Source organism: Streptomyces sp. NRRL F-6676 (assembly GCF_000725625.1).
GTDB lineage: Bacteria > Actinomycetota > Actinomycetes > Streptomycetales > Streptomycetaceae > Streptomyces.
On sequence record NZ_JOHS01000014.1, the window covers coordinates 12,029 to 24,673 of the forward strand.

General features: G+C 70.3%; 10 protein-coding genes. 5 read left to right on the top strand and 5 right to left on the bottom strand.

The window, feature by feature from the left end; genetic code table 11:
- Positions 1–115 precede the first annotated feature (115 nt).
- The 5 genes from IO29_RS11405 (at position 116) to IO29_RS11425 (ending at position 5,981) form a co-directional block, all read left to right on the top strand.
- Entirely contained in the window at positions 116–1,735 is a 1,620-nt protein-coding gene (locus IO29_RS11405) for a peptide ABC transporter substrate-binding protein (RefSeq protein ID WP_030381066.1), read from the top strand.
- 162 nt (positions 1,736–1,897) lie between these two features.
- Entirely contained in the window at positions 1,898–2,830 is a 933-nt protein-coding gene (locus IO29_RS11410; RefSeq protein WP_030381065.1) for an ABC transporter permease, read from the top strand.
- Complete coding sequence (locus IO29_RS11415; protein ID WP_030381064.1) at positions 2,823–3,770, top strand: ABC transporter permease; 948 nt, start codon at positions 2,823–2,825, stop codon at positions 3,768–3,770. The genes IO29_RS11410 and IO29_RS11415 overlap by 8 nt, the downstream gene beginning before the upstream one ends.
- Positions 3,771–3,781: 11 nt before the next feature.
- Complete coding sequence (locus tag IO29_RS11420) at positions 3,782–4,840, top strand: ABC transporter ATP-binding protein (protein ID WP_030381063.1); 1,059 nt, start codon at positions 3,782–3,784, stop codon at positions 4,838–4,840.
- Entirely contained in the window at positions 4,833–5,981 is a 1,149-nt protein-coding gene (locus IO29_RS11425; RefSeq protein WP_030381062.1) for an ABC transporter ATP-binding protein, read from the top strand. Before IO29_RS11420 ends, IO29_RS11425 begins: the two co-directional genes overlap by 8 nt.
- A 205-nt stretch (positions 5,982–6,186) precedes the next feature.
- On the opposite strand, the gene IO29_RS11430 is transcribed toward IO29_RS11425, so the two are convergent.
- The 5 genes from IO29_RS11430 to IO29_RS11450 form a co-directional block, all read right to left on the bottom strand.
- On the bottom strand, positions 6,187–7,179 hold the full coding sequence (locus tag IO29_RS11430; RefSeq protein ID WP_030381061.1) for an ABC transporter ATP-binding protein: 993 nt from the start codon (positions 7,177–7,179) through the stop codon (positions 6,187–6,189).
- A complete protein-coding gene (locus tag IO29_RS11435; protein ID WP_030381060.1) occupies positions 7,176–8,177 on the bottom strand; it encodes an ABC transporter ATP-binding protein in 1,002 nt (333 codons plus the stop codon). The genes IO29_RS11430 and IO29_RS11435 overlap by 4 nt, the downstream gene beginning before the upstream one ends.
- Entirely contained in the window at positions 8,174–9,157 is a 984-nt protein-coding gene (locus IO29_RS11440) for an ABC transporter permease (protein WP_030381059.1), read from the bottom strand. Before IO29_RS11440 ends, IO29_RS11435 begins: the two co-directional genes overlap by 4 nt.
- Positions 9,154–10,209, bottom strand: a complete 1,056-nt coding sequence (locus IO29_RS11445) for an ABC transporter permease (protein ID WP_030381058.1) — start codon at positions 10,207–10,209, stop codon at positions 9,154–9,156. The genes IO29_RS11440 and IO29_RS11445 overlap by 4 nt, the downstream gene beginning before the upstream one ends.
- A gap of 303 nt (positions 10,210–10,512) precedes the next feature.
- On the bottom strand, positions 10,513–12,399 hold the full coding sequence (locus IO29_RS11450; protein ID WP_078618379.1) for an ABC transporter substrate-binding protein: 1,887 nt from the start codon (positions 12,397–12,399) through the stop codon (positions 10,513–10,515).
- Positions 12,400–12,645: the final 246 nt, after the last annotated feature.

Genomic DNA, 12,645 nt, shown 5'->3' on the forward strand with positions numbered 1-12,645 from the left:
AGGCCGGCGGCGACTCGCGAGCGGTGGGGGCACCTGACCATTGCAGGCACCGGTGACGGAGCCATGGCCTGTGCCCCACCATGCGGTGAACCATTGGACTCATGAGGAGGAACCCATGCGCGGTGCCAAGAGCGCCAAGTGGGTCGCGATAGCCGCGGTAGTGGCACTGGGTGCCACCGCCTGCGGTGGTGGCAACGACGACGGCGACAGCAAGGCCGCGGCCGACCCGAACGGCAAGTTCTCGGTCGAGGTGGGTGAGCCGCAGCACCCCTTGCAGCCGGCGAACACCATGGAGTCCAACGGCAGCATCGTTATCAAGTCGCTCTTCTCCGGGCTTGTCGACTACGACTCCAGCGGCAAGATCGTCATGGTCAACGCCCAGTCGGTCGACACGAAGGACAACAAGACCTTCACGGTCAAGCTGAAGCCCGGCTGGAAGTTCCACGACGGCACCCCGGTGACCGCCACGTCCTACGTCAAGGCGTGGAACTGGGCCGCCAGCCCGGCCAACAAGCAGACCAACAGCTTCTGGTTCTCCGACATCCAGGGCTACGACGACGTCGCCCCGGCCAAGGGCAAGGCCAAGGCGGACACCATGTCCGGGCTGAAGGTCGTCGACGACAACACCTTCACCATCACGCTGTCGAAGCCGATCCCGTACTTCGTGTACAAGCTCGGCTACGAGGTCTTCGACCCGCTGCCGGAGTCCTTCTACAAGGACCCCAAGGCCGCGGGCGAGCACCCGGTCGGCAACGGCCCGTACAAGTTCGTCAGCTGGCAGCACAACAAGCAGATCGAGGTCGCCAAGAACGCCGACTACAAGGGTCCGAACGCCGCCAAGAACGGTGGGGTGATCTTCAAGAACTACTCCAAGCTCGAGACGGCCTACCAGGACCTGAAGTCCGGCAACCTCGACGTGATGCGCCAGGTCGCCCCGCGTGACCTGCCGGTGTACAAGCAGGACCTCGGCGACCGTGCCGTGGACCAGTCGTACTCCGCGATCCAGACCATCGCCGTCGCCTTCTACACCAAGCAGTGGAAGGACATCGACCCCAAGGTCCTCCAGGGCCTGTCGATGGCGATCGACCGCGACACCATCACCAAGACCGTGCTCCAGGGCACGCGTGAGCCCGCCACCGGCTGGGTCGCCAAGGGCGTCCTCGGCTACCAGCCGGACGCCGCCGGTGACATCACCAAGTTCGACCCGGCCAAGGCGAAGCAGCTCATCAAGGAGGGTGGCGGCGTCCCGGGCAACAAGATCTCCATCCAGTACAACGCGGACGGCGGTCACAAGGAGTGGGTGGAGGCCGTCTGCGGCTCCATCACCAAGGCCACCGGCGTGAAGTGCTCCGGCGACTCCAAGCCCGACTTCCAGTCGGACACCAACGCGCGTGACAACAAGCAGGTCAAGTCGCTGTACCGGTCCGGCTGGGTGCTGGACTACCCGTTCATCTCCAACTTCATCCGCGACCTGTTCGGCACCAAGTCCGACGGCAACCAGGGCGGCTTCTCGAACAAGAAGGTCGACGACCTGATCGCCAAGGCCGACGCCGCCGGCACGCTGGAGGAGTCGGAGAAGCTGTACCAGCAGGTCGAGAAGGAGCTGGTCAACTACATGCCGAGCATCCCGCTCTGGTACTACAAGGTCAACGCGGGTTACTCGGAGAAGGTCTCGGGCGTCAAGTACGCCCAGGACGGCGACCCGATCCTGACCGGCATTCAGGTCAAGAAGTAACCGCTGACGACAGCGTGAGCCGTGCCGCACCCACGCGGGGTGCGGCACGGTGTCGGCCGGAAGGCCGGGGGGCCCTTTTCGCCGCGTACGTACGGAATCCGTAGGGGAAGCCGCTCGTACGGGGCGAAAGGGGCCTGCCGCTGTAACTGACATGGAGGCACCATGGGGCGCTACGTCGCGCGGCGACTGCTCCAGATGATCCCGGTCTTCATCGGGACGACCCTGCTCATCTTTCTGATGGTCTACGCCCTGCCCGGCGACCCCGTGCGCGGGCTCTTCGGCGACAAGGGCGCCGATCCGGCGGTCCTGAAATCGCTGCGGCACCAGTACGGCCTGGACCAGCCCGTCCTGGTCCAGTACTGGCACTACATGAAGGGCATGGTCCTTCACCTCGACTTCGGCACGGAGATCGCCAGTGGCCGCCCGGTCACCGAGATCCTCGGCGACGCCTTCCCGGTGACCCTGCGCCTGGCCGGCATGGCCTTCGCGATCGAGGCGGTCCTCGGCATCGTGCTCGGTGTCATCTCCGGCATGCGCGCGGGCAAGGCGGTCGACACCGTCATCCTCGTCGTGACGCTGCTGCTGATCTCGATCCCGATCTTCGTGCTCGGCTACATCTTCCAGACGGTGTTCGCCTTCAAGCTGAACCTGCTGGATCCCTCGGTGAGCGACGCCACCAACTACAGTCAGCTGCTGATGCCCGCCATCGTGCTGGCCAGCGTCTCGCTCGCCTACGTGGCGCGGCTGACCCGTACCTCGGTGGCGGAGAACCTGCGGGCCGACTACATGCGCACGGCCATCGCCAAGGGGCTGCCGCGCCGCCGCGTGGTCGGGGTGCACCTGATGCGCAACTCGCTCATCCCGGTCGTCACCTTCCTCGGCACCGACCTCGGCGCCCTGATGGGCGGTGCGATCGTGACCGAGGGCATCTTCAACATCCACGGCGTCGGAGGCACGATCTACCAGGCGATCATCCGCCGTGAGGGCACCACGCTGGTCGGGCTGGTCACCATCCTCGTCCTCGTGTACCTCTTCTGCAGCCTGATCGTCGACCTCCTCTACGCGGTTCTGGACCCGAGGATCCGTTATGCCTGAGCTCACCACATCCGCCGACCAGGCCACGAAGGCCACGGCGGGCGCCGCCGCCGGCGCCCCACTGCCCGAACCCAAGCCGGAGAAGACCCGCAGCCTGTGGGGCGACGCCTGGCAGGACCTGCGCACCAACTGGATCTTCATCCTCTCCGCGGTGCTCATCCTGCTGCTGCTGGTGATGGCGGCCTGGCCCGGCCTGTTCACGGGTGCCGACCCGAACGACAAGGACCTGGCCAACCACTACCTCCAGCACCCGCACTACGGCAGCGTGTTCTCGGCCGACTGGCTGGGCTACGACGCCCAGGGCCGCAGCGTGTACGCCCGCGCCATCTACGGCACCCGTGCCTCGCTGCTCGTGGGCGCCGGCACCACCGTCGTGGTGGTGCTCTTCGGCGGCCTGATGGGCATGATCGCCGGTTACTTCGGCGGCTGGATCGACGCCGTGCTGTCCCGGGTGACGGACATGTTCATGGGCATCCCGTTCCTGCTCGGTGCGATGGTGGCGCTGAACTCCTTCACCGAGCGGTCGATCCCGGTCGTCATCGGGGCGCTCGCCTTCCTCGGCTGGACACAGACGGCCCGTGTGATGCGCGGTTCCGTCATCACCGTCAAGTCGACGGACTACGTCCAGGCGGCCAAGGCACTCGGTGCCGGAACGGGGCGCATCCTCTTCCGCCATGTGCTGCCCAACGCGGTGGCGCCGGTCATCGTCGTGGCCACCATCTCGCTCGGCATCTACATCGGTGCCGAGGCGACGCTGTCGTTCCTGGGCCTCGGCCTGGACGGAGTGTCGTGGGGCAACGACATCTCCGACGGCGGCAACTCGATCCGGGTCGCGCAGTACATCATGCTGTACCCGTCGATCATGCTCAGCATCACGGTGCTGGCATTCATCATGCTCGGTGAGGCCGTCCGCAACGCCCTCGACCCGAAGACACGCTGAGGGAGGCGTACGTGACCACCATCGAAGAGACCACCCCCGTGCCGTCGCCCCGCGACGCCGGGGCCGACGGCGGGCCGCTGCTCGACGTGCGCGACCTGCACGTGGAGTTCCACACCCGCGAGGGCGTCGTCAAGGCCGTCAACGGCGTGAACTACAGCGTCGGCGCGGGCGAGACCCTCGCCGTGCTGGGCGAGTCCGGCTCCGGCAAGTCCGTGACCGCGCAGGCGATCATGGGCATCCTGGACATGCCGCCCGGGAAGATCCCCCAGGGCGAGATCCGCTTCCGCGGGCAGGACATGCTCACCATGTCCGCCGAGGAGCGCCGCAAGATCCGCGGCCGCCGGATCGCGATGATCTTCCAGGACGCGCTGTCCTCGCTCAACCCGGTGCTGACCGTCGGCTACCAGCTCGGCGAGATGTTCCGCGTCCACCAGGGCATGTCCAAGAAGGACGCCAAGGCCAAGTCGATCGAGCTGATGGACCGGGTCAAGATCCCCGCCGCCGCGGCCCGGATCAACGACTACCCGCACCAGTTCTCCGGCGGTATGCGCCAGCGCATCATGATCGCCATGGCGCTGGCCCTGGAGCCCGAGCTGATCATCGCCGACGAGCCGACCACGGCCCTCGACGTGACGGTCCAGGCCCAGGTCATGGACCTGCTCGCGGAGCTCCAGCGCGAGTTCAACATGGGCCTCATCCTGATCACCCACGACCTCGGCGTCGTCGCCGACGTCGCGGACAAGATCGCCGTGATGTACGCGGGCCGGATCGTCGAGCAGGCGCCCGTGCACGAGCTGTACAAGCGCCCGGCGCACCCGTACACCCGCGGCCTGCTCGACTCGATCCCGCGCCTGGACCAGAAGGGCCAGGAGCTCTACGCGATCAAGGGCCTGCCGCCCAACCTGCTGCGCATCCCGTCCGGCTGCGCCTTCAACCCGCGCTGCCCCAAGGCCCGGGACATCTGCACCACCGAGGTGCCGCGCCTGTTCCAGGTCACCGAGCAGGACGGCACCGAGCTGCCGGGCCGCGCCTCGGCGTGCCACTTCTGGGAGGAGACGATCCATGGCTGAGCTCAGCAAGAACGACGAGCGGGCGGACGCCACGCCGAACGTCTCCAAGGTCGAGACGGCGAACGCGCACTCCGAGGCGGAGTCCGTCGCCGCGCTCGAGGCGCCCGTCGGGCGCGGCGAGCCGATCCTTCAGGTGCGTGACCTGAAGAAGCACTTCCCGCTGACCCAGGGCGTCCTGTTCAAGCGGCAGATCGGCGCGGTCAAGGCCGTCGACGGCGTCTCCTTCGACCTGTACCAGGGCGAGACGCTGGGCATCGTGGGCGAGTCCGGCTGCGGCAAGTCCACGGTGGCCAAGCTCCTGATGAACCTGGAGCGGGCCACGGCCGGCGAGGTCTTCTACAAGGGCCAGGACATCACCAAGCTGTCGGGGCGCGCGCTGACCGCCGTGCGCCGCAACATCCAGATGGTGTTCCAGGACCCCTACACCTCGCTCAACCCCCGTATGACGGTGGGCGACATCATCGGGGAGCCCTTCGACATCCACCCGGAGGCGGCACCCAAGGGCGACCGCCGCCGCCGGGTGCGCGAACTGCTGGACGTCGTCGGCCTCAACCCCGAGTACATCAACCGCTACCCGCACCAGTTCTCCGGCGGCCAGCGCCAGCGCATCGGCATCGCCCGCGGCCTCGCGCTCAACCCGGAGATCATCATCTGCGACGAGCCGGTCTCCGCGCTGGACGTGTCCGTCCAGGCGCAGGTCATCAACCTGATGGAAGCGTTGCAGGACGAGTTCAACCTGTCCTACATCTTCATCGCGCACGACCTGTCGATCGTCCGGCACATCTCGGACCGGGTGGGCGTGATGTACCTCGGCCGGATGGCCGAGATCGGGACCGACGAGCAGATCTACGAGCACCCGACGCACCCCTACACCCAGGCGCTGCTCTCCGCGGTGCCGGTGCCGGACCCCGAGGAGCGGGAGGGCCGCGAGCGGATCATCCTCACCGGTGACGTCCCCTCGCCGGCCAACCCGCCCTCCGGCTGCCGCTTCCGCACCCGGTGCTGGAAGGCCCAGGACAAGTGCGCCGAGCAGGAACCGCTGCTGGCGGTGCCCGAGCGCTTCAAGGGCGCGGACACCCCGGCCGCGCACGAGTCGGCCTGCCACTTCGCCGAGGAGAAGGACATCGTGGGCGCGGCCTGACGGCTCGCCTGTCCACGGCCCGGTTCCCCGCGCCCCCGGTGAGGGGCGCGGGGCCGTGTCTTTCGCGCGGCTTCGCCGCGGGGGCGCCGAGGGGCCGCGCCCCTCACTGGGGGCGCGGGGAACTGCGCGAGCAACCACGACGTGCCCGTACCCGCCGTACAATCCACGCCCCCCGAGTTCTGAGGCGCCCGGCGCCAACCCCGCGTCACGCCGGGGTCTGCGCCCGCGCCCAATGGCAGGCGACAGCCGCCCCCGGACCGCCGCCCAGGACCCCCGGGTCCTGCGTACGACACGCCTCCGCCACCCCTGCCCGCCCGGCTTCGCCGCTCCTCAGCACCGGACACCGCGGATGGAACCGGCACCCGCCCGGCACCTGCGAGGGATCCGGGGCCTCCCCGGCGAGAACCACGGGCTCGCCGGGGGAGTCCGGCAGCACGGACAGCAGCGCCCGCGTGTACGGGTGCCGCGGCGCCGACAGCACCTGCTCGACCTCCCCCGTCTCCACGATCCGCCCGAGGTACATCACCGCCACCCGGTCGGCGATGTTCCACGCGAGCCCCAGATCGTGCGTCACCACCAGCGCCGACAGCCCCAACTCCGTGCGCAGCCGCAGCAGCAGCGCGAGGATCTCCCCCCGCACCGACGCGTCCAGCGAGGCCACCGGCTCGTCGGCGACGATGAGTTCGGGCTCCAGGACGAGCGCCCCCGCGATCACCACCCGCTGCCGCTGCCCCCCGGACAGCTCGTGCGGATGGCGCAGCAGGAACCGCTCGGGCGGCCGCAGCCCCGCCCGGGACAGCGCCCCGGTGACGGCAGCCCGCTCGTCCCCGGCGTACCCGTGGATGCGCAGCCCCTCGGCGACCGCGTCGTACACCGTGTGCCGCGGATTGAGGGAGCCGGAGGGGTCCTGGAGCACGAGCTGCACCCGCCGCCGGTACGCCTTCAGCGCCCGCGAGGAGTACGTGAGCGGCGCCCCCGCGAACGTGACCTGCCCGGACGTCGGCCGGACCAGGCCGAGCAGCGCCCGCGCCAGCGTCGTCTTGCCGCACCCGGACTCGCCGACGAGGGCCACGATCTCCCCGGCCCCGATGTCCAGTTCGACGCCGTCCACCGCGCGGGCCGGGGCGGCCCCGTGCCGTCCGGGGAAGGTGACGTGCAGCCCCCGTGCGCCGAGCAGGGGCGGGGCAGTCGTCGTCATGTACCGCTCCTCGTCTCCCCGGCGACCGGAGCCGCGGGCCCCGGCACGGCAGGCCGAACGTGCACGCACGCGGCCCGGTGTCCCGGCGCCGCCTCCCGGGGCGCCGGGTCCTCCCGCGCGCACCCCGCCAGCGCCACCGGACAGCGCGGATGGAACGCGCAGCCACCGGGCAGCGCGGCCGGGTCGGGCGGGTCACCGGCCAGACCGCGCGGGGCGAACCGGGAGGCCGGGTCGCCGATGCGCGGGAAGGCCGCCGACAGCGCCTGGCCGTACGGATGCCGGGCGTGCTCGTGCACGGTCCGCGCGGGCCCCTCCTCGACCACCCGGCCCGCGTACATCACCGCCAGCCGGTCGCAGGTGTCGGCGAGCACCGCCAGATCGTGACTGATCATGATGAGCCCCACGTCCTGCTCGGCGACCAGCCCTTCGATCAGCCGCAGCACCTGCGCCTGGATCATCACGTCCAGCGCGGTGGTCGGCTCGTCGGCGACGATCAGCCGCGGATCGCAGGCCAGCGCCATGGCGATCATCACGCGCTGCCGCTGCCCGCCGGACAGCTCGTGCGGATACGCCGAGGCCCGCGCGGCCGGCAGCCCCACCTGTTCGAGCAGCTCGCCCGCCCGGCGCCGGGCCGCGGCCCCGCTCTCCTCGCGGTGCAGCAGGATCGGCTCGGCGATCTGGTCGCCGATGCGGTGTACGGGGTTGAGCGAGTGCATCGCCCCCTGGAAGACGATCGAGGCACCGGCCCACCGCACCGCCCGCACCCGCCCCCACCGCATCGTCAGCACGTCCTCGCCGTCCAGCAGGACCTCCCCGGTGACACGGGTCCCGGCGGGGAGCAGCCGCAGCAGGGCGAGCGCCAGTGTGGACTTGCCGGAGCCCGACTCGCCCGCGACGCCGAGCTTCTGCCCCGCCTCCAGGGCCAGGTCGACGCCCCGTACCGCGGCCGCCCCGCCCGGATACGTCACCCGCAGGTCCCGCACGTCCAGCAGCGTCAACGTGTCACTCCCAGCCTGGGGTTGAGGACGGACTCCACCGCGCGCCCGCACAGCGTGAACGCCAGCGCCACCACGGCGATGGCGATGCCCGGCGGCACCAGGTACCACCAGTCGCCGGAACTGACCGCGCCCGCCTCGCGCGCGTCCTGGAGCAGCCCGCCCCAGGACACCACCGACGGATCGCCGAGCCCGAGGAAGGCCAGCGTCGCCTCGTTGAGGATGGAGAGGGACACCATCAGGGTCGTCTGTGCGAGCACCAGGGGCATCACGTTCGGCAGCACGTGCCGGGACATGACGTGCCAGTGCCCGCCGCCGAGCGCCTTCGCGCGTTCGATGTACGGCCGCGACTCCACCGCCAGCGTCTGGGCGCGGACGAGGCGTGCCGTGGTGGGCCAGGACGTGACGCCGATCGCGAGGACCACCGTGCCGAGCGAACGGGACATCACGGTGGCGAGCGCGATGGCGAGTACGAGCGTGGGCATCACCAGGAACCAGTCCGTGACGCGCATCAGCACGGTCGCCCACGCGCCCCGGAAGTGCCCGGCGGTGATCCCCACGAGAGCGCCGATCGCCACCGACAGCACCGCGGCGAGCAGCCCCACAAGGAGCGAGACCCGCGAACCCCACACGACCAGCCCGAGCAGATTGCGGCCGTAGCGGTCGGCGCCCAGCGGGAACGCGCCGCTCGGCCCCTGGAGCGGCCGGCCCGGGGCGTCGGTCACGCTCGACACGTCGGAGCCGACCGTCAGCGGCGCGGTCAGCGCGACCAGTGCGAACAGCACGAGCACGGCCAGGCCGACCAGCCCGGAGCGGTGGGTGCGGTACTGGCGCCAGAACCGGGCGGCGGCCCGGCGCCGACGCTGCCAGGCGAGCGCGCGCGGACCGGCGCCGAGGCCGAGGCCGGGGCCGGTGGCGGCGCCGGGTTCGGGCCCGGGCTCGGGGTCCGGCCCGGCGGCCGGGGGAGTGGCTTCGGTCGTCATCGGCCCACCCGGGGGTCGAGCAGCGGATACACCAGGTCGGCCAGCGTGTTCATGACGATCACCGCCGAGGCGAAGAAGAGGAACAGCCCCTGGACCAGCGGGAGATCGGGCACGCTCAGCGCCTGGTAGAACAGGCCGCCGAGCCCCGGCCAGGAGAACACCGTCTCGACGAGGATCACCCCCGCGACCGTCCGGCCGAGGTTGACGAAGACCAGGGTCACGGTCGGCAGCAGCGCGTTCGGCACCGCGTGCCGGCGTCGTACCAGGTCGTCCCTGAGTCCCTTGGCGCGCGCGGTCGTCAGATAGTCGCTGCCCATCTCGTCGAGCAGCGCCGAGCGGGTGACCAGCAGCGTCTGCCCGTACTCGACGGCGACGAGCGTGACGACGGGGAGGACGAGGTGGTGGGCCACGTCCAGGACGTGGCCCAAGCCGTGGGTGCCGGCCGACTCCATGCCGCCGGTCGGGAAGAGCCCCGGGACCGGGCCGGCGCCGACCGAGAACACGATGATGAGCAGCAGGCCCAGCCAGAACGACGGCACCGAGTACAGGGTCAGGGCGAGGCCCGTGTTCAGGCGGTCGCCGAGGCGGCCGTGGCGCCAGGCGGAGCGGGTGCCGAGGGTGATGCCGAGGGCGGTGTAGAGGACGAAGGCGGTGCCGGTGAGGAGGAGGGTGTTCGGGAGGGCCTCGGTGATCTTGTCGAGCACCGGGGTGCGGAACTGGTAGGAGGTGCCGAGGTCGCCGGTGAGGGCCTTGCCGCAGTAGTCGGTGAACTGTTGCCAGAGGGGGAGGTCGAGGCCGAACTCGCGGCGGTACGCCGCCAATTGCTGGGCCGACACCGGGCGGCCGCCGGTCATCGTCTTGACCGGGTCGCCGGGGATGAGGCGGAAGAGGAAGAAGCCGGTGACGAGGACGGCGAGGAGGGAGACGAGGGCGCCGGCGAGTTTTCCGGTGACGTAGCGGAGGTAGGCGGTGGGGGTGGTCGCGCTGCGCGCGGGCTTCGTCGTGGGGGTGTCGGTGTCGCGGACCGGTACGGGGCCGGTGCCGGCGCTCACGGTCGCCTCCCGGCGGGGGTGGAGGGTTGTGCCGCCGGGATTTTCCTCGCCCCCGCCGCCCCTACCCTTCCCGTCCCCGGGGGCTGCGCCCCCGGACCCCCGTGGGGTGGGTTGTCGGGTGCGGGTGGGTGGGGGTTTCTCGCGCAGTTCCCCGCGCCCCTTTCAGGGCGCGGTTCGTCGCGCCCGTGCGGCGGAGCCGCAGATCGATACAGTCCCGCGCCCCTTTCGGGGCGCGGTTCGTCGCGTCCGTGCGGCGGAGCCGCAGATTGATACAGTCCCGCGCCCCTTGCGGGGCGCATCGCGCTACTCACGGTCCTCTGCCGTAGCCCGGCGGCGTACGGCTACGAACGCGCCCAGGGCCACCAGGACCACGACTCCCGCGACCACCCCGATGACGACCCCCGTCGAAGAGGAGCCGTCCGACGAACCGTCGGACTTCGCCGGTTTCGCCGACCACCAGCTCCAGTAGCCGTCCTGGCCGTAGATGTTGCCCGCCTTGGCCGGCATCGTCCGGATCCCGGCGATCTGGTCGGTCCGGTAGGCCTCCACGGCGTTGGGGTACGCCATGACGTTCATGTACCCGAGGTCGTACAGCCGCGACTCCATCCGCTTGACGAGGTCGGCCCGCCGTGCGGGGTCGTACTCGGCGAGCTGGCGGGCGTAGAGGGAGTCGTACGTCTTGTCGCAGATGAAGTTGTCGGTCGCGCCGGTCTCCTTCGGCGTGGCCGGCAGCGCGCCGCAGGTGTGGATGGACAGCACGAAGTCCGGGTCGGGGTTGACGGACCAGCCGTCGAACGCGAGATCGTACGTGCCGGCCAGCCACGGGTCGGACACGTTGTCGAGGCAGTCGAGCGTCACGCCGATGCCGAGCTTGCCCCACCACTCCTTGAGGTACTGGCCGACCGCCTTGTCGTTCGGGTCGGTGGCGTGGCACAGGAGCCGGTAGCTCAGCGGCTTGCCGTCCTTGCCGAGCCGCTTGCCGGCGCCGTTCTTCTTGTAGCCGGCCTCGTCGAGGAGGCGGGCGGCCTTCGCCGGGTCGTAGCCGAGCTCCTGGTCCGCCGACGGCTTCCAGAAGTACGTGGAGAAGCGCGGGGGTATGTACCCCGCCCCCTCGACCGCGTGGCCCTGGAACACCTTGTCGACGAGCGTCTCGCGGTCGACCGCCCGGAACAGCGCCTGGCGTACCCGCAGGTCGCGCAGCGAGGGGTCGCCGTCGCCCATCGGCGTGCCGTCCTTGGCGCGGGCGCCGGGGTTGACGGCGAGGGCGTAGAAGCGGCGCCCCGGCGCGTCGTTGACCTTGATGTCCGGCTGCCGCGCGAGCGAGGCGGACTGCGCGGGGGTGAGGCCGCTGACGAACGACACCTCGCCTTTGCGCAGGGCCGCGACCGCCGCGTCACCGTCCTTGTAGTACTTGAAGACCAGCTCGTCGAATTTCGGGGCCCCGCGCCAGAACGTCTTGTTGGCCTTCATGCGTACATAGCTGTCGGCCTTGTAGCCCGTGAGGACGTACGGGCCGTCGCCCACGACCGGGAACGTCTTGTCGTTGTTGAACTTGGCGAGGTCCCCGACCTTGGACCAGACGTGCTCCGGCACGATCGGCACGTCCAGCGCGGTCATCGTGGCCTGCGGTTTCTTTAGCTCGACGACGAGCCGGGTGGGGCTCGGTGCCGTCACCTTCCGGAAGTTGGCGACGAAGCTGCCGTTCGCGGTGGCCGCCGCCTCGTCGGTCATCATCTTGTCGAACGTCCAGGCCGCGTCCTTCGCGGTGACCTTCTGTCCGTCGGACCACTTCGCGTCGGAGCGGATGGTGTACGTCCAGGTCAGCTTGTCCGCGGAGGGCGACCACTTGGTGGCGAGGCCCGGGACGGCGTGCGCGTCCCCCGGGTCGTAGTCGGTCAGGTATTCGTACATCAGCCGGTTGATGCTCGTACTGGACAGGCGCGTCGCCAGGAACGGGCTCAGCGAGTCGACGCTCTGCGCCACCGCGACCGTGAGGACCCTGTCGCCCCCCTCCTTCGCCTCGGCCCGCTGGGGCGAGGGATTCAGGGGCGTGACGAGCGCGGCCGACAGGGCCAGGGCGCTCGCTCCGGTGAGCGCGGCGAGCCGCAGCACCGCCGGGCGTGCGGCCCGCCCTCCCCGTGTGCCCGGCGGTTCCCGGTGCCCTCTGCCGTGTCGGACTCTCGCGCTCATGGTTGTGACCTCATGTCATCACTCGCACAGGAACGGCTGGTTGGACTGTGTTCGGTCTCCGTCGGGAGGGTGGCGGCGGCTGGGTCGATGAGTGTGTCTATCAGCGCCGCTCCGGGCCCGTCAACGGTGCGTGAACTGCCTATGTGGCCTGCGGAAACGCCGAGTTGACGGTCGCGTCGCGGACATTGGTTCAGACCGTTGAAGCGTTCCTGGTGGAGCCGTGACGGATGGTGCGCGTGAGGTCGC